At 57.4% G+C, this 18,357-nt stretch carries 11 protein-coding genes; 4 read left to right on the top strand and 7 right to left on the bottom strand.

All coding sequences use genetic code 11. The features are described from left to right. Positions 1-41 precede the first annotated feature (41 nt). From fhuB to mrcB, 5 genes are all read right to left on the bottom strand, one after another. Positions 42-2,024 (bottom strand): Fe(3+)-hydroxamate ABC transporter permease FhuB, encoded by a 1,983-nt coding sequence (gene fhuB, locus AC007G_RS15780; protein WP_032697291.1) that lies wholly within the window; start codon positions 2,022-2,024, stop codon positions 42-44. Further along, entirely contained in the window at positions 2,021-2,911 is an 891-nt protein-coding gene (gene fhuD / locus AC007G_RS15785) for a Fe(3+)-hydroxamate ABC transporter substrate-binding protein FhuD (protein WP_032689422.1), read from the bottom strand. Before fhuD ends, fhuB begins: the two co-directional genes overlap by 4 nt. Then, positions 2,911-3,708, bottom strand: a complete 798-nt coding sequence (gene fhuC / locus AC007G_RS15790; protein ID WP_032689423.1) for a Fe3+-hydroxamate ABC transporter ATP-binding protein FhuC — start codon at positions 3,706-3,708, stop codon at positions 2,911-2,913. Before fhuC ends, fhuD begins: the two co-directional genes overlap by 1 nt. A gap of 46 nt (positions 3,709-3,754) precedes the next feature. After that, positions 3,755-6,007, bottom strand: coding sequence for a ferrichrome porin FhuA (fhuA, locus tag AC007G_RS15795; RefSeq protein ID WP_064793524.1), 2,253 nt, complete (start codon positions 6,005-6,007; stop codon positions 3,755-3,757). A 228-nt stretch (positions 6,008-6,235) separates the two neighbouring features. Beyond that, positions 6,236-8,788, bottom strand: a complete 2,553-nt coding sequence (gene mrcB / locus AC007G_RS15800) for a bifunctional glycosyl transferase/transpeptidase (protein ID WP_032689425.1) — start codon at positions 8,786-8,788, stop codon at positions 6,236-6,238. Positions 8,789-9,399: 611 nt separating this feature from the next. Here mrcB and gspS point away from each other — a divergent pair. Then, entirely contained in the window at positions 9,400-9,774 is a 375-nt protein-coding gene (gene gspS, locus AC007G_RS15805; RefSeq protein ID WP_032697290.1) for a type II secretion system pilot lipoprotein GspS, read from the top strand. A gap of 40 nt (positions 9,775-9,814) precedes the next feature. Here gspS and gspB read toward each other — a convergent pair whose 3' ends face one another. After that, positions 9,815-10,363 carry a type II secretion system assembly factor GspB gene (gspB, locus tag AC007G_RS15810; protein WP_032689427.1) on the bottom strand — a complete coding sequence of 183 codons (549 nt, stop codon included), beginning with the start codon at positions 10,361-10,363 and terminating at the stop codon, positions 9,815-9,817. Positions 10,364-10,451: 88 nt separating this feature from the next. Beyond that, positions 10,452-13,733 (bottom strand): pullulanase-type alpha-1,6-glucosidase, encoded by a 3,282-nt coding sequence (pulA, locus tag AC007G_RS15815; RefSeq protein ID WP_032698110.1) that lies wholly within the window; start codon positions 13,731-13,733, stop codon positions 10,452-10,454. A gap of 290 nt (positions 13,734-14,023) precedes the next feature. Here pulA and gspC point away from each other — a divergent pair, with 290 nt between their 5' ends. The 3 genes from gspC to gspE are packed head-to-tail and all read left to right on the top strand — an operon-like array spanning position 14,024 to position 18,357. Then, the gene (gene gspC / locus AC007G_RS15820) at positions 14,024-14,884 is read left to right on the top strand and encodes a type II secretion system protein GspC (RefSeq protein ID WP_046853080.1); all 861 of its coding nucleotides are present in this window, start codon (positions 14,024-14,026) and stop codon (positions 14,882-14,884) included. 42 nt (positions 14,885-14,926) lie between these two features. Further along, a complete protein-coding gene (gene pulD, locus AC007G_RS15825; RefSeq protein ID WP_046853156.1) occupies positions 14,927-16,867 on the top strand; it encodes a GspD family T2SS secretin variant PulD in 1,941 nt (646 codons plus the stop codon). Next, on the top strand, positions 16,864-18,357 hold the full coding sequence (gene gspE, locus AC007G_RS15830) for a type II secretion system ATPase GspE (protein WP_142630724.1): 1,494 nt from the start codon (positions 16,864-16,866) through the stop codon (positions 18,355-18,357). Before pulD ends, gspE begins: the two co-directional genes overlap by 4 nt.

Raw genomic sequence — 18,357 nt, forward strand, 5'->3', positions numbered from 1 at the left:
TGTTTGTGTCGCCCCGCTAAGCGAAACGCCAGCGGGGAAAATTATCGGCTCTGTTTCCTCAGCAGATAAATAAAGTACGGCGCGCCGATAAAGGTCGACAGCAGACCTGCGGGGATCTGATACGGAAACATCATCATTCGCCCGCACCAGTCGGCAAAGACCAGCAGCAACCCACCAATCAGCCCGGCCATCACCATCTGCGGCATCGTCCGGCGGAATCCCATCATGCGCGCAATATGCGGCGCCATCAGGCCAACAAAACTCAGCGGGCCAATAGTCAGCGTGGCGGCTGCCGTCAGGCCGGCGGCCAGCAGCAGCAGAGCAACCCGCGACGGCGTCAGCGCCATGCCTACCGCGCGAGCGGCTTCCCCCCCCAGCGGCAGAATCATCAGCCAGCGCCGACACAGCGGCACCAGAATCAGCAACAGCACCATCGCAATCCCGCTGCGCACCACCATCTCCGGCGTGGCGCTGTAGGTCGAGCCGGAAATCCACGTCAGAATCTGCGCCATTCGCGGATCGCCGCTGGCCTGCAGCATCATCAACAGCATAGTGAAGGCGGTGCTGAGCGCCATCCCCGCCAGCAGCATCCGGTGCGGTGAGAAACCGCCGCGCCCGGCAGCAACCAGGATCACCAGCAGCGTCGCCGCCGCCCCCAGGCTACCGGCAGGCAGCAGCCAGCCGAAAGCGTTGCCGGGAACGAAAAACAGCATCAGGACAATACCAAAAGCCGCGCCGGAGCTGATGCCCAGCACTTCCGGGCTGGCCATCGGGTTACCGGTCAGACGCTGGATAATACAACCCGCGACCGCCAGCATCACCCCGGCGAACAGCGCGGCGAGCACCCGCGGCCAGCGCCACGGCATCAGTTGATCCAGCAGCGTGCCGCTCGCCCAGTGCCAGCTCTGGGCATCTCGCCCAAAGGCCAGCGCCACGAGGAGCGCCAGCAGCAGAATCAGCAAGCCGCCAAACGCAAATCCCCGTACGTTTTGCCGTTCCACCAGCACTTTATCGCCGGCATTCATCACCGGCGCACTGATGCTGCGCAAGCGCGGCAGCAGCCACAGCAGCAGCGGCGCGCCGATCAGCGCCGTTACGGAACCGGTGGACACTTCCCGCCACACCCGGGTCAGCCACAGAATAATTTGGTCAGACAGCCAGAGAATGAGCGCGCCAATCACCGCCGCCAGCAGCAGACGCGACAGCAGACGACGCGCGCCGAGCATTTTCGCCAGTAGCGGCGAAAACAGGCCGATAAAACCGATAATCCCCACCGCATTCACCAGCATCGCGCTGATCACGATAGCCAGCGTCAGCGTGGCCAGGCGCGCCAGAGAGAGCGCCAGTCCGAGATTACGCGCCACGCCATCATCCAGCCCCATCAGCGTGAGGGGGCGCAGCAGCAGCAGCGTTAAAATGAGGCCACCGAGCAGCTGCGGCCACAGCCGTTGCACCACGCTCCAGTCGGTTTGCGTCAGCGTACCGGTGCTCCACAGGAACATACTTTGCAGCTGATCGTGATGGAAAATGACCATCAGCTGGTTCAGCGCTCCGCAGTACAGACTGACCACCAGACCGGCCAGAATCAGGGTTACCGGCGACAGCCGTTTTCCCCACGAGACGCCGAAAACCAGCGCCCCGACAAGACAGGCCCCCGCCAGCGCGGCGAACTGCGAAGCCAGAACGCCGGGAATCGCCCACAGCGTCGTCACCGTCATCCCCAGCTGAGCGCCGGTCGCGACCCCGAGGGTGGTCGGTTCCGCCAGCGGGTTGCGCAGCACCTGCTGGAACAGCACGCCCACCAGTCCGAGCCCCGCGCCAACCAGCAGCGACACCGCCAGTCTCGGCAGCAGGCTGTAGTGGAACAACATCTGCGCGATATTGTCGATATCCGGCTGCCACAGCGCCTGACGCCACTCGTGCTGCGGCAGCGCCGCCTGGAGATTGAAGAAGCTGAGCGTAAACGCGGCAATCGCCAGCACCGTCAGCAGCAGAGCCGCCAGAGGAGACAGTCGCGATCTCATGCCTCACCTCCCTGAGCATCCGCCAGTACGCGGGCAAAATGCATCGCCGACAGCGTCGCGCCGTAGAACCAGACCGCCGGCACGCGCTGGAAGCGCCCTTCGCGGACAAACGGCATCGCCTGCCAGAGCGGCGTACTCATCAGTTGGCTCATTTCGGCATGATTACCATGATCAAAGCAGATAACATCGGTCTCTTTGTAGGCGGCCAGCCGATCGATGCCGACGCTGACGCTGCCCCAGAAGGCGGTTTCACCGCGCCAGGCATTTTTAATCCCCAGGCGATCGAGCACCTCCTGAAACAGGCAATTATTGCCGAAAACCAGGACATGGCGGGGATCGAGCAAGGTGATCATCAGCAGCGGACGATCGCCTCGACGGGCGAAACGCGGGCGCAGGTTCTCCATCAGCGCATCAAATTCCGCCAGATGGCGCTTCGCCGCCTGCTGGCGGCCAATCAGCTCGGCCATCTCGTTGAGTGACTGCTGCGCCATCAGCAGCGGTCGTTTACCGTCGCTGAAGGTGAATCCCCGCCCCGGGGCAATACGCGCCAGTTTCTCTGGCGACGGCCCGTATCCGGCCGACCAGACGATAAACGACGGTTTCATCTGCGTCAGCAGCTCGAGATTCGGCTCCGTACGCAGCCCGACATCAATCACCGAGGAGGGCAGCGCCGGTTCATTCACCCACAGGTTATAGTTCGGGATATCGGCCACGCCGTAGGGCGTCACGCCAAGCGCCAGCAGGAGTTCTGCCGGTAGCCACTCCAGCGCCACAATACGCTGCGGATCGAGGGTTGCGGCCTGGGCGCCGCGCATCTGCCACAGCAGGGGTGACAGGGCCATCGCCGCCAGCAGACGGCGACGGGTTATTAAAGGCGTCTTTTCCATCAATAGACAAAGCTTACCGGCGCGCTACCCGCCGGATGCGGCAGAATACCCATCGGAATACCGTAAATTTGCTCCAGCGTTTCGCTGCGCATCAGCTGCGCGGGCGTTCCCTGAGCAATCATCTCACCACCGCGTAACGCGACCAGATAATCACAGTAACGGGCAGCCATGTTGATATCGTGCAGGACGGCGATCACCGTTAACCCGCGCTGTTGACTCAAACGATGCACCAGTGCAAGGACATCAACCTGATGGGCGATATCCAGCGCCGAGGTGGGTTCATCCAGCAATAAACAGCGGCTGTCCTGCGCCACCAGCATGGCAATCCACGCCCGCTGCCGTTCACCGCCGGACAGGCTGTCAACCAGCCGGTGCGCCAGCGGCTTAAGACCGACCAGCGCAATCGCCTCTTCCACTTTCTCGCGGTCGGCGGCGCCAAAACGCCCCAGCGCGCCGTGCCACGGATAGCGGCCGATTGCCACCAGCTCACGCACCGTCATCCCTTCCGCCGGCGGTAACTGCTGCGGCAGGTAGGCCACTTTACGGGCAAAGGCTTTGCTGCTCCAGCTGTCCAGCGGCTGCCCGTCCAGCAGCACATCGCCTTCCGACGGCGGCTGATGACGGCCGAGCATTTTCAGCAGTGTGGATTTGCCGGAGCCATTATGGCCAATCAGCCCCGTCACTTGTCCCGCCGGGAAAGTTAAGGAGAGAGGATGCAGCAGCGTACGGCCAGGTACGCGGAAGGTAACGCGATTCAACGAAAACGTGGTATCAGAGTGCGGAGAGTTTTCCTGCATAGCGGCGACCTGGTGAACGGCGCGGCGAACCGCGCCCGGTAAGTGATTAGAAGCGGAAGGTTGCGGTCGCAACGACCTGACGCTCCGCGCCCCAGAAGCAACCATAGGTATTAAAGCAACTGGCGACGTACTCACGGTCAAACAGGTTGTTCACGTGGAGCGCCACGTTGGAACCCGCCATACCTACGCGTGCCAGGTCGTAGCGCACTAATGCATCCACCACCGTGTAGCTACCCACCTTGAAGGAGTTCGCCGGATCGCCATAGCTGGAGCCCGTGAAGCGACCGCCGGTACCGACTGTCAGGCCAGACAGCGGGCCATCAAAGAAAGTGTAATCGCCCCACAGCGACGCCATATTTTTAGGCACCTGCGCAGGCGTGTTGCCCTTGTAGTTGGTGTCCGTAGTGTATTGCGCATCGGTGTAAGTGTAGGAACCGACCACGTTGATACTCGCGGAGAGTGCCGCTTTCGCTTCAATTTCCACACCGCGTGAACGAATCTCACCGCCCTCAACCGAGAAGAACGATCCTGCCGGATCGGCCATCAGGTTGTTGGTTTTGGTCAGTTGATAGACTGCGCCGGTAATAACGATAGGACGATCGCTCGGAACGTATTTCACGCCCGCTTCGTATTGCTTACCTTTGGATGGGGCGAAAATATTGCCGTCCGCGCCGGTCTGGGAAGCAGGTTCAAACGATTCACTATAGCTGAAATAAGGCGTTACACCGTTATCGAACAAATAGTTAACACCGCCACGCCAGGTGAACTCTTTATCGTCTCGAGAATCCTGAGTCGAGCTAACGCGGTTCAGAGAGTCCTGCTTAGCCCAGTCGTAACGGCCGCCGAGGGTAACCAGCACCTTATCCCACTGTATCTGATCCTGGATGTAGAGACCGGTCTGTTTCTGTTTATTCAGCACCTGATACGCGCCTGACGGCCCAGGGTGTGAACCAAAATCAAAGTCACCACGGTCGAGGTTATAGATGTCGGACGGCGGGACGGAACCAGCATAGCCAAACCAGGAGTTGATATCATTACGCATGCGCATAAAGTCAACGCCGGTCAGCAGGGTGTGATCCAGAGAACCGGTCGCAAACTTGCTTTGCAGCTGAGTATCGACAGAGAAGTTCTGCAGTTTCTCATTATCGATCACGTACTGACGAGTCAGATAGTGGCCCCATTCTGAGGGGGCTACGCTGGCACAAGGGCTGCTCTTAGGATCGCTGGAATAGAGCGGATCGGAGCACATGCCGTAGCCGTAGACGCTGTTCTGCGAGACTTTATTTTGCGCGTAACGCAGGTTCTGACGCACAGTAAAGGTATCGTTGAACTCATGGTCAAAGCTGTAACCCACCATTTTCTCATTACGAGAATAGGTATTGTTGTTCGCGCCTTCATTGAAATCGGTAGAAAGACGCTTACCGTTCGGCAGCGTCGTTACCGTCCCCTCTTTCGGCAGCCAGCCGTAGTAGCCGGTTTCCGGCTCATTCTGGAAGTAAGAGAGGAAGGTAAAATTGGTTTTGTCATCCGGACGCCAGGTGAAGGCCGGCGCAATGGCGTAACGCTGCTCTTCCGCTCCCTTCTGCTGGGCGTTGGCAGAACGCGCCAGACCGGTTAAGCGATAGGAGTAGACGCCATCATCATCCAGCGTATCGCTGAAGTCAAAGCCGGTCTGGAACAGACTATCGGTGCCCATTTTGAACTGAATTTCTTTCAGCGGTTCCGTAGTCGGACGCTTACTGACCATATTCAGCAGACCGCCCGGGTTGCTCTTACCATAGAGAACAGAAATCGGGCCGCGCATCACTTCAGCGCGCTCCAGCATATAGGGGTCAATCACCGCATCATTGTAGAAGTTACCCTGCATCTTCATGCCATTCAGATAGTTATTCTGACTTTGGCCGTCAGCAGCGAAACCGCGGATGATCAGATAATCGTAAGTGTTGGAAGCACCACGGGTACCCACGGCGACACCCGGGGTGTAACTCAGCGCTTCTTTAACCGATTTCGGCTGATGCAGCGCCATCTCCTCGGCGGTCACCACGGAAATAGACTGCGGAACCTTTTGAATCGGTGTATCCGTTTTGGTCGCCGTCGCAGATTGTCTGGCAGCAATGGTCGCCGCCGGCCCCCAGGCACTCTCTTGCGGGGCTGCCGTCGCGGTAACAGTAATAGTTTCTTCTTTTTTCGGTTCAACTGCTGCCTGCGCATAGACAGACATGCCGCTAACCGCCGTGGCTACTACGACTGCGATTTTACGCAGCGAGTGATTTGGCTGAGCAGTTTTTGGACGCGCCATGGGTATATCTCTGATGAAAGTGAATGATAACGTAAACGAGAATTATTATTATGACCGTTGCATAATAGGCGAAACGCAGAATACAAGGCAAGTGGTATGCCCCGCGCTGGAGACTGAAGGACGAAATAATAACCAGGCAGTTATTGTGGGGTTAAGTGACTGTTAAGTAATGTGCAGAAATAAAAAAGCCCCCTGATACATCTGTATCAGGGGGCCTGGTGACGACGATCAGTTACCGCCGAACATATCCTTAATCCAGCCTGCTACGCCATCGCTCTTTTCCTGCTTCGCGGGCTGTTGCTGCTGCTGTTGCTGCTGCGCCGGCTGCTGCTGCCCGGACTGATTGAACGGATTGTTCTGCTGTTGCTGCTCCAGCTGCTGCTGTTGCATCTGCTCGCCCTGGCGACACAGCGCATCCGGCGTGGTTGTCCAGACCGGAAGCGAACGCATCCCCCCGCTACATACGAAGTTGCCATTGCTGTCCACGCCCATATCCACCACGTCTTCCGGTGCCGTCAACACCAGCGGCGTCGGCGTCTGGTTAGCCAGATAGCGCTGGTAAATAGACATGGCGCCGCTGGCACCGTAGAGTTTCGTCGGCTGGTTGTTATCGCGACCCACCCAGGTAATGGTCACCTGACCGCCGTCAATACCGGCAAACCAGGTGTCGACGTTATTGTTGGTGGTCCCGGTTTTCCCTGCCAGATGCAGGCCCGGATACTTCGCGCCAAGCTGACGACCGGTACCACGCTGCACAACCTGCTGCATGGTCCACAGCGTCATGTACGCCGCCTGCGCCGGCACCGCACGCTCTGCCTGCGGATAGCTCTGATACAGCACGGTACCATCTTCGGCGATGACCGAACGCAGCGCCGAAAGCGTCGCGCGGTTACCGCCGCTGGCGATGGTCTGGAACGCCTGCGCGACTTCGATCGGCGTCAGGTTCAGCGCCCCGAGAATCATCGCCGGTACCGGGTGCAGCTGATCTTTCGGCGCCCCCAGTTTGACCCAGGTGTCGGTTATCGCCGGCAGGCCCAGCGCCATCCCGAGGTTAACGGTCGGCACGTTCATCGAGCGCGTCAACGCATCCACCAGCATCACCTGACCGCTAAAGCGACGATCGTCGTTCTGCGGAGACCAGGTCTGACCGTTTGGCAGACGGATGGTGATCGGGGCATCGGCAATCGACGTGTTCAGGCGATACTGGTTCGGCAAGCTCAGCGCCGTCAGATAGGTCGCCGGCTTGGCCAGAGAACCGATTGAACGGCGGGCCTGCATCGCGCGGTTGTAACCGGCAAACTGCGGCTCCGCACCGCCGACCATCGCCCGCACTTCACCCGTAAAGCGGTCAACCACAACCATCGCGGTTTCCAGATCCGGCAGCTTACGCTGTTTCTTCAGGGCCGGAATGCCGTCGGTCGCCGCTTTCTCTGCCGCATCCTGCGCAACGGAGTCAAAGGTAGTAAAGATCTTCACGCCGGAGAGATCTTTCACCTTATCGCCCAGTTTCGCCTGCAGCTCCTGACGAACCATCTGCATAAATGCCGGCTGTGGAGAGATCACGCCGCCGCGCGGCTGCACGCCCAGCGGACGCGCGCTCAGCATGTCATACAGCTCCTGATCGATCACGTTCTGCTGCTGCAGCAGACGCAGTACCAGGTTGCGTCGTTCCAGCGCCAGCTTCGGATTACGCCACGGGTTGTAAATCGATGCGCCTTTCACCATCCCGACCAGCAGCGCCTGCTGATCGAGGCTGAGTTCTTCCACCGGGCGGCCAAAGTAATAGAGGCTCGCCAGCGGGAAGCCGCGAATTTCGTTGTCGCCGCTCTGACCGAGGTATACCTCGTTCATATACAGCTCAAGGATACGATCCTTGCTGTAACGCGCATCAACGATCAGCGCCATATAGGCTTCGTTCGCTTTACGCCAGTAAGAACGCTCGCTGGAAAGGAACAGGTTTTTCACCAGTTGCTGGGTCAGAGTACTGGCCCCCTGCACCGTGCGCCCGGCCGTCAGGTTCGCCAGCACCGCACGACCAATCGAATACAGGCTGATCCCGTCGTGTTCATAGAAGTGACGGTCTTCGGTCGCCAGCAGCGTATCCACCAGCAGATCCGGGAAGCCGCTGCGCTTCACAAACAGACGCTGTTCGCCATTTGCCGACTGCAGCATGGTGATCAGCCGCGGATCGAGACGGAAGAAGCCGAACTGGCGGTTGTTCTCCATATTCTCAATCGTTTCCAGATGATCGCCGTCAAAGGTCAGACGCGCGCGCACCTGCCCTTCTTTACTATCAGGGAAATCAAACGGACGACGGATCATCTCAATGCTGTTGGCCTGCACGGTGTACTCGCCCGGGCGCGTCATTGCGCTGACCTGGCGGTACTGCGTGGCATTCAGCAGACGAACCATTTCATTTTTGCTGATCTGCATATCCGGTTCGAGGTTCACCATGCGGCCATAGACCGCCGCCGGAAGCTCCCAAACTTTGCCGTCGATACGGCTACGGATTTTCTGATCGAGGTAGACACCGTAAGCGGCAACCAGCACCGCGACCACGATCCCTAGCTTGAACAGTAGCCATAGCCAGGTACGTTTACGCCGAGGCTTGTTACCTTTGCCTTTTGCTTTCTTCGGCATCGGCTCTTCATCCTCATAATCATCATCGTCGTAATCATCGTCGTAGTCCTCATCCCGGACCCGACGACGAGTCACTTTTTGTTTTGCCGGACGCGAGGGCTTTCCCTTACGTCCGATAGGCTCGCGGTCATCTCCCGCCATGCTTTTTCTCCGCAACTTTCAGGCGTAAAAGCCTGATTCTCAATACTTCCTCTTGAAAGAGGAAGAAGATATCTCTCAAATTCACGCCCGGAGGTCTCAACCCGCAGGCCACTACCTCGGTATCACAGCGCTTCGCGTCACAGGGCGCGGTCATGATGTATGTTTATGTACTCCTGGAGAATTCATAATATAAATCATCATGTTACACACATCGCCTGACGAGAATTTTGGGACATAGCACAAATAGTCCAGGTGACACAGGATAGCACTAAACCGGGACAGGCTTAACCAGCATTTTACTCCCTCACGACGTAACAAAAGCGAAAATATTATGTTTTTTAATAACATAAAAAATATCCTTCGCCGTTCATCGTCGCAGCGGTCTGCCTGAGGACCTCTGCAGCGATAAAAAACAAAAACCTCAGCGCTGGTTGAATATTATATTGTGAGTGTGACAACAAATATTCTGGTAAGAAGTAAAGAGAAACATTAAGCCATTTGACGATAAAAACGGGAGCGCCTTAACAAATATCTATAATAATATTTCCTGATGACAGCATGGAAATATTTGTTAAACTGTCCTCCAGTTAACCCGATCTGTTTAATATATTATGCGAACTTCCATTATATTTCCGCTGCTCATGATTGCCGTTCTCGCGGGTTGCCAGCAGAACCGTTCGTCTACGCTCAGCCCCACTATCAGCAACGAAGCGCAGCTGGAACAGCTCTCTTCCGTCGCCGCCGGCGCGCGTTATCTGAAAAACAAATGCAGCCGTAGCGATCTTCCTTCCGATGATGCTATCGACCGCGCGGCATGGAATGTCGGTAAAAAGAGAGGATGGGGTAATATTGATTACGCCACGCTCAGCCAGCGCAGCACGCAAATGTATCAGCAACTGCAGCAGGACAGTACGCCGGAAACCACAAAATGCAGCCAGTTTAATCGCCAGCTGGCGCCATTTATTGATAGCTTACGCAGTCAATAAAATGACGAAATAGCCCTACTGTTTTTTATTTCATACCGCTTTATTCCCCTTGAGGGCTATCTTCAATAATGCCTCCCGGCCAGTCGTCGAGAGCGGCAAGGGTAAATGTCTTACCGTTAAAACTGAACAGCGTGACATCCTGCTGAATTTGCTCAATCACCAGATTCGGCAGCGGCGACTCCCCCTCTTTCCAGGACTGACCATTTAAAACGATGCTGCGTTTCTCCGCCGACGACGCGTAAACATGCGCGCTATAGCGCAGCGCGGGCAGATTATCTTCATCAACGATAGCCTCGGGCTTCGCTTTCACTTTCTCAGGTTCCGCAGCGGCTACCGGCTTCGCCTCTTTTTGCGCTGAGGAAGCCATTGGCACCAGTGCCGCATGCGCCACCGGCACAACCAACGCTGACGTGACAGGGGGATTGCGCCACTGCTCGCCAGCAAACCAGCCGAGGGCAATCAGCAGTGCGGCATAGACTGGCACTATCGGATACGGCACCTGCACCATGCGTCCGACCACCACCGGCGGTTCGCCCTCATGCGCAATGGACGCGGGCAAACGGCACGCTTTGTCATCAGAAACGATCACGCTCTCTCCTTTCCCCATAAAACAATAGCCCGGCAACGTCTGCCGGGCTATCAGGCTCCCTTCGCAGAGAGCGGCACAAGCCCCGGCGTTACTTACTGCTCACCGGCAGCCCTGTCCCCTGGGCATCGCCCTGAGGTTTTTCCAGTACCGCCACGGACCAGGCTGGCAGGGTAATCGCGCCATTGGCCGCAATCTCCACGCCGCTCGCCAACGATCCGTCACCGGCTGCCTGCTGGATTGTGCTCAGCTGCAGATTGTCGCCGGTGAAGTCATTGAGAGTCCGGCTCTCGGATGCGGCGTTGATCGCTACCACCAGTCCATCAACCCGGCTATCGAGACTCGCCCCTGCCTGCACGCCATCATCGATAGTCATGATCAGCAGACCAGCCTGCTGATCCGGCCCGGTATTACGGAAATCCACGCGCTTCATCACCGCACTGCCGTCACCTAAGGTGAACAGCGGGGAGGATTTACGCAGCTCGGTCAGCTCCCGGTAGAACGCGGTCATCTGCTTCAGCTCCGCTTCGCCAGGCGTGGCAACCATCTCTTTAACGCGAGAAATCACGTCATAGTTGCTGCCGTCATCGCTGATGCGCGGCATCCCGACATTAAAGTTATTGTCCTGCATGGCATAATCCACGCGGTTAAACCAGTCGCCGGAATCGTAGGAGTCGCGGGTAAAAGATTTCGAGCGCAGCAGTTCAGAACCCTGCTGGTCGAAAGCAATCCCCTGCCCCAGCATCACCGTCGCCAGCGATACTGCCTGCATCCGCACGCGCGTATTCAGGTCAGCCTGCTGCGCGGCTTTGTAGGTAATCATGTCCCACAGCGTCTGGTTGTCGTGCTTCGAAACATAGTTGACGACTTCCGTCGGGTCAGCGGCATAGCCGCCAGGCGCGCCGTTATAGTCAATTTCGCTGCCTTTCTTCACCGCACCGTCTTTATCGATCAGGATAAAGTCGGCAAGGTTACCGGCCATCCCCAGACGAGTCAGATCGGCCAGGTGATGAACCTGGTCGTCGTTCAGGGTGGCCAGCTCGTTTGGCAACACGCCCGCGCCGCTGCCAACCCCCTGGTTTTCACGCAGCGCATCGCCGGAATCGAACGGGCCGCCGCCGCGCACGGCGTCACGCAGACGATCGGAGAACGTACCGATGCCGGTGCCTTTCAGGTTGATCTGCGAGGCGATTTCAAAGCGATCGCTCTGGTTAGAGTCCCAGCCTTCGCCGAAGAAGTAGATATCCGGGTTCAGGGCTTTAATGCGATCCCACGCCGAGAGAATTTGCGCTTTCGGGTGATAGCCCATCAGGTCGAAGCGGAAACCATCGATTTTATAATCCGTGGTCCACACCGCCAGCGAATCGGCAATCAGCTTCGCAAACATACGATGTTCAGGCGCTGAATCCGAACAACAGGTGGCCGACTCAACGCTGCCGGTGCTTTCATTCAGACGCTGATAGTACCAGGGGACTATCTTATCCAGCACCGACGTACGGTCAGTCGGTCCCGCGGCATTGGTATGGTTGTACACGACATCCATAATGACGTTCATGCCCAGATCCTGCTTGATCGCCTGAATCATGGTGCGAAACTCTTTGATGCGCGTCGTGCCTTCCGGATTGGTCGCGTACGAACCTTCCGGCACCGTATAGTGGAACGGATCGTAACCCCAGTTATAGGAGTCGGTCTGCGCCACCAGGGTGTTCAGCGCCTGAACCTGCGGATTGTCCTGACTATCGCTCTGCTTCAGCTGATTGAGCACCTCTTCAACGGTGGAGCCGCTGGTGCAATACCCGGCAAACTCGCTGCTCTTCACCGCGCTATTAACTTCGCACAGGTGGCTGAACGACTGCTGGATATCGGCAACTTTATCGCTGAACTCGTTGACCGTCGCCAGATCGAAGACCGGCAGCAGCTCAACGTGCGTGACGCCTGAAGCGGAGAGCTTCTTCAGATGCTGCACCATATTGCTGTCGCCGGCGGTCAGCGCAAGGTATTTACCGCGCAGTTCAGCCGGAACGGTTTGATCCCAGGCGGAGAGATCGCGAATGTGCGATTCATGAATCGTCATTTTCGCCAGATCGGCTTTGGTTTTCTGGGCATGCGGCATCGTCAGACTATCCCAGCCTTCTGGCTTAAGATCGCTGTCGTTGAGGTCAACGACCTGACTGTATTCCGAGTTAGTGGATAAGCTATGGGAGTAGGGGTCGGTCACTTCATACTGTTCAACCTGGCGCGACTGCGGATGGTAAACCGTCAGCGCATAGCGATAGAACGCCCCTTTCAGGTCGCTACCGCCCTGCCACGTCCAGGAACCCGATGTGCTATCACGGGTCATCGGATGGCTGGCCAGCACTTTTTTATCCGCGCTGTAGAGCACCAGATCGACCTGCTGCGCGGTGGGCGCCCACAGACGGAAATTGACCCCGCCGTCGCTTACCTGCGCACCGTAGTTCAGCGCTTCCGCCGCCGGCGCATAGGTGTCATCCAGCACGCCCGCCGTCTGCACCTGGGTGGCGGAAATCAGGATCCCGTCCTCGGCGGCGGCAATGGCTACCGTTTCCCCCTGCAGCAACTCATCCGTTTTGGCGTCATCCGGCAGTTTAAACGCCGCATAGCCTGAAAGCTGCGGGAAACGCATGCTGACCTGCTGGCTGATGGTGGTTGGCGTCAGCTTCAGGTAACGGTCGGTAAATTTTCCTTCGCTATCGGCCGCCACTTTGCTGCTGTGGCTATAGTACAACCGTACGATTGGCTGGTCTTCGCCAGCCGGCCACAGCAGCGTCGTTTTATCAACCCAGTGAGCTTCGGCAAGCGCCACGCCGAACGCGGCGCGGAAGGCATCAGCACGAGAGTCATAGATCGCGCTGTTACCCGCGATCACCGATACCGTGCGATCCGTGAAGTCGCCAAACGACACGCGCAGGTCGCTGTCGATCAACTTGTTGGTGCCATCTCTGACGATGACGTTGATACAACCGCTCTCTTTATTCAGCGGAATGACCCAGTACGGGCCGTATTTATCGCTGCCGGCTGGCGTAGTGCTGACGTCATTCCAGTCGGCTACCGGCGCGCTTAATGCATCGCAGGTTTCATTATTCCAGAGATACAGGTTCTTACTGCTGTAATCCGCCGGGCTGGTACCGGTGATCCCGGCAATATCGACCAGATGGATGACGGCCTGATTCGCCGTCGCCATCACGGCTTCGCCAGGAACCGCCACATCGGGTAAACGAACAACGACATCCTGGTTATCAGGATTGCCAGGATTATCAGGTGAACCAGAGGAAGAAGATGAAGAACTATTATCGCAGCCGCTAAGTAAAATCAACGAGCCAAGGAATAGGGCATTACAGGTATATCTGAGCATTCGATAGTCCCTAATATGCTTAATAATTTATGAAAGGTAAGAAAAGATGTTTATCTGTAAAGCATCGCAATTAGATATTTTTGTTTTCTCCGGTTCAATCATCCATTAACAATTAATGGGGGGGCGTAGGTGGCCGGGGGAGTAAAAATAAAAAGGGAATGACGACCCGGATAGCGAAACTCATTATGATTCACGACGACAAATCCGCTTTCTCGCAATAAAAGCTCGCAATATAAAAAAACCACCCACCAATATAGGTAGGGGTACTGTATCGCCTCGAGGGAAATAAAATGAGCAACGGAATAAAAAGATATATTTCTGTGATGCAGTTAACACTAATAAATAAAAAACACATGCATTACGCACCGCATATTGCCATGCTCGTCACCTTATTACTGATTGGCCAACAGCTGGCAAAATTAAGCTGGCGAATGATACTCCCTGCATACTCTCCGGCTATTGAGATGAATGACGCGCCGGAGATCTCCCCGCTCATCCCGGCGCCAAAAACGGAATTACCGGTATTCACGCTATTCGGTCGCGCAGAAAAAAAGCCGCAATCATCGGCCCATGACGAGAGCCTTGACCAGGCCCCGCTCTCGTCCCTTAAACTGCGGATTACCGGCCTGCTCGCCAGCAGCGACGCGGCTCGTTCGATTGTCATAATGGCAAAAGGAAATCAACAGGTTAGCCTGATGACCGGCGACAGCACACCGGGTAATGAAGCCCGGATTATCGCGATTCTGCGCGATCGCATTATTGTCAACTACCGGGGCAGAAATGAAGCGATTTTACTCGCGGATGACGGCTCGATGAAAGCCGCAGGCGCCCCTGACACCGCGCTTAATTCACCACTCAGCAAGATTCGCCAGCAGCCGCAAAATATCCTTAATTACCTCAATATTTCCCCGGTTATGGTTAACGAGCAGCTCAGCGGATATCGACTTAATCCCGGCAAAGACCCCACGCTTTTCCGTGAATCGGGTTTACATGAAAACGATCTGGCGGTCGCCTTGAACGGGCTTGATCTTCGCGATCGGCAACAGGCTCAGCAGGCATTAAAACAGCTCCCGGAGCTCAGTGAAATAACGCTAACCGTCGAACGCGAAGGCCAGCGACAAGATATCTATTTAGCATTGAGGGATGAATAATTGGCAAAGACAACGATTTTCCGCCTGATTTTCACCACTCTGATGATATTCAGTTCGCTGCTATTCAGGCCGCTGCACGCGGAAGAATTCTCCGCCAGCTTTAAGGGCACCGATATTCAGGAATTTATTAATACCGTGAGCAAGAACCTGAATAAAACGGTCATCATTGATCCCAGCGTACGCGGCACCATTACCGTCCGTAGTTACGATATGCTCAACGAAGAGCAATATTATCAGTTTTTCCTCAGCGTACTGGATGTCTATGGTTTTGCCGTTATCAATATGAATAACGGCGTGCTTAAAGTGGTACGTTCGAAAGATGCCAAAACCGCCGCGGTCCCGGTCGCCAGCGATGCCGCCCCCGGTGAAGGGGATGAAGTCGTGACCCGCGTGGTTCCGCTGACCAACGTGGCTGCCCGCGATCTGGCACCGCTGCTGCGCCAGCTCAACGATAACGCCGGCGCGGGCAGCGTGGTGCACTACGAACCCTCTAACGTCCTGCTGATGACCGGACGCGCCGCGGTGATCAAACGCCTGCTGACCATTGTCGAACGCGTCGATAACGCGGGCGATCGCAGCGTAGTGACGGTCCCGCTATCCTGGGCCTCCGCCGCCGACGTAGTCAAACTGGTCACCGAGCTAAACAAAGACACCAGTAAATCCGCGCTTCCCGGTTCGATGGTGGCGAACGTAGTCGCTGACGAGCGCACCAATTCGGTACTGGTGAGCGGCGAGCCGAATTCGCGGCAGCGCATCATCACCATGATTAAACAGCTCGACCGCCAGCAGGCGGTCCAGGGCAATACCAAAGTCATCTACCTCAAGTACGCCAAAGCCGCCGATCTGGTGGAAGTGTTAACCGGCATCAGCAGCACTCTGCAGAGCGACAAACAGAGCGCGAAACCGGTGGCCGCGCTGGATAAAAATATCATTATCAAGGCCCACGGTCAGACCAACGCCCTGATTGTCACCGCCGCGCCGGACGTGATGAACGATCTTGAGCGGGTGATCGCCCAGCTGGATATTCGTCGTCCGCAGGTGCTGGTGGAAGCGATTATTGCCGAAGTCCAGGACGCCGACGGCCTCAATCTCGGCGTCCAGTGGGCCAACAAAAATGCCGGGATGACCCAGTTCAACAACAGCGGTCTGCCGATGTCGACGGTGATTGCCGGCGCCAATCAATACAACAAAGACGGCACGGTCACCACTTCGCTTGCCAGCGCGTTAAGCTCGTTTAACGGCATCGCCGCCGGGTTTTACCAGGGCAACTGGGCGATGCTGCTGACCGCGCTCTCCAGCAGCAGCAAAAACGATATTCTCGCGACCCCCAGCATTGTCACACTCGACAACATGGAAGCCACCTTTAACGTCGGCCAGGAAGTCCCGGTGCTCAGCGGCTCGCAAACCACCTCCGGGGATAACATCTTCAACACCGTTGAACGTAAAACCGTCGGTATCAAGCTCAAGGTCAAACCGCAGATCAACGAAGGCGATTCGGTGCTGCTGGAGATCGAACAGGAGGTCTCCAGCGTCGCCGACTCCGCCTCCAGCACCAGCTCCGATCTAGGGGCCACCTTCAACACCCGGACGGTGAATAATGCGGTGCTGGTGGGCAGCGGCGAAACGGTGGTGGTCGGCGGACTGCTGGACAAAAGCGTCACCGATACGGCGGATAAAGTCCCTCTGCTCGGGGATATTCCGGTTATCGGCGCCCTTTTCCGCTCCAGCAGTAAGAAAGTCTCCAAACGGAACCTGATGCTGTTTATCCGCCCGACGATCATTCGCGATCGCGATAGCTACCGTCAGGCCTCTTCGGGCCAGTACAACGCTTTTAACGAAGCCCAGACTAAACAGCGCGGCAAAGAGAACAACGAGGCGTTGCTGAGTGACGATCGGCTGCATATCTACCCGCAGCAGGACACCGTTGCTTTTCGCCAGATAAGCGCCGCCATCGATGCCTTCAACCTGGGAGGCAAGCCATGACGCCAGCAACCGAGTCCCGCCCGCTGCTGCCCTTCGTCTACGCCCGCGCCCACAATATCGTGCTGCTCAGCGATGGCGCGGCCTCTCGGGTCCACTGCCTGCGCAGCACGCCCGCTCAGGCGTTGCTGGAGGCGCGGCGGGTCGCGGATGGTCCGATCGCCGTTGAACATCTCTCCGCTGAAGAGTTTGAAAAGCTGTTGGTGCTGAGCTACCAGCGGGACTCCGCGGAAGCCCGGCGCATGATGGCCGATATCGGTAACGAGCTGGATTTATACACCCTGGCCGAAGAGCTGCCGGATACCGACGACCTGCTGGACAGCGAGGACGATGCGCCGATCATTCGCCTGATTAACGCCATGCTCACCGAGGCCATCAAAGAAAAAGCCTCGGATATTCATATCGAAACCTACGAACGTCATCTGCAAATTCGCTTTCGGGTGGATGGCGTCCTGCGCGAAATCCTGCGCCCGCAGCGCCGCCTCGCCGCCCTGCTGATCTCCCGCATTAAGGTCATGGCAAGCCTCGACATCGCGGAGAAACGCATTCCGCAGGACGGGCGCATGGCGTTGCGCATTGGCGGGCGCGCCGTTGATGTTCGCGTCTCAACGTTGCCTTCCAGTTACGGCGAGCGCGTGGTTTTGCGTCTGCTGGACAAAAACAGCGTCAACCTCGATCTGCTCACCCTGGGGATGCCTCCCGCGCTGTTGCAGCAGGTCGACGATCTGATGGCTCGCCCGCACGGCATCATTCTGGTTACCGGCCCCACCGGTTCAGGCAAAAGCACCACCCTGTACGCCGCCCTCAGCCGGCTCGACGCCCGGGAGCGCAATATCATGACCATCGAGGATCCGGTCGAATATGAGCTGGAGGGTATCGGCCAGACTCAGGTCAACACCAAAGTGGAGATGACCTTTGCCCGCGGGCTGCGCGCGATTTTGCGTCAGGACCCGGACGTGGTGCTGGTGGGGGAAATTCGCGATGGCGAGACGGCGCAGATCGCCGTGCAGGCCTCGTTGACCGGACATCTGGTGCTCTCCACGCTCCATACCAACAGCGCGCTGGGGGCCATTTCGCGTCTGCAGGATATGGGCGTCGAGCCGTTTTTGCTCTCCACGTCGCTGCTGGCCGTCATGTCGCAGCGTCTGGTGCGCCGCCTTTGCCCGCACTGCCGCCAGTCGCAGCCGGCCGATACGCAAACCGCCGGCCAAATGGCCATCGCCCGCGGAACGCCGCTGTGGCGGGCGGTCGGCTGCGCGGAGTGTAGTTTTACCGGCTATCGCGGACGTACCGGGATCCATGAACTGCTGCGGGTTGACGATCGGGTGCGCATGGCCATCCACCGGGGAGAAAATGAATTAACGCTGATTCAGCAGCTGGGGGCGGACTACACCACTCTGCGGGATGCCGGGCGGGACAAGGTGCTGGCCGGAATCACCAGTTGGGAAGAGGTGGTCAGAGTGACCGAACAGCGCACGGGAGAAGCAGACTAA

Source organism: Klebsiella sp. CSG-1 (genome assembly GCF_056521145.1).

Excerpts from the sequence above, each read along its gene's own strand:
- fhuB (WP_032697291.1), bottom strand. The coding sequence starts at position 2,024 with ATGAGATCGCGACTGTCTCCTCTGGCGGCTCTGCTGCTGACGGTGCTG.
- fhuD (WP_032689422.1), bottom strand. The coding sequence starts at position 2,911 with ATGGAAAAGACGCCTTTAATAACCCGTCGCCGTCTGCTGGCGGCGATG.
- fhuC (WP_032689423.1), bottom strand. The coding sequence starts at position 3,708 with ATGCAGGAAAACTCTCCGCACTCTGATACCACGTTTTCGTTGAATCGC.
- fhuA (WP_064793524.1), bottom strand. The coding sequence starts at position 6,007 with ATGGCGCGTCCAAAAACTGCTCAGCCAAATCACTCGCTGCGTAAAATC.
- mrcB (WP_032689425.1), bottom strand. The coding sequence starts at position 8,788 with ATGGCGGGAGATGACCGCGAGCCTATCGGACGTAAGGGAAAGCCCTCG.
- gspS (WP_032697290.1), top strand. The coding sequence starts at position 9,400 with ATGCGAACTTCCATTATATTTCCGCTGCTCATGATTGCCGTTCTCGCG.
- pulA (WP_032698110.1), bottom strand. The coding sequence starts at position 13,733 with ATGCTCAGATATACCTGTAATGCCCTATTCCTTGGCTCGTTGATTTTA.
- gspC (WP_046853080.1), top strand. The coding sequence starts at position 14,024 with ATGAGCAACGGAATAAAAAGATATATTTCTGTGATGCAGTTAACACTA.
- pulD (WP_046853156.1), top strand. The coding sequence starts at position 14,927 with ATGATATTCAGTTCGCTGCTATTCAGGCCGCTGCACGCGGAAGAATTC.
- gspE (WP_142630724.1), top strand. The coding sequence starts at position 16,864 with ATGACGCCAGCAACCGAGTCCCGCCCGCTGCTGCCCTTCGTCTACGCC.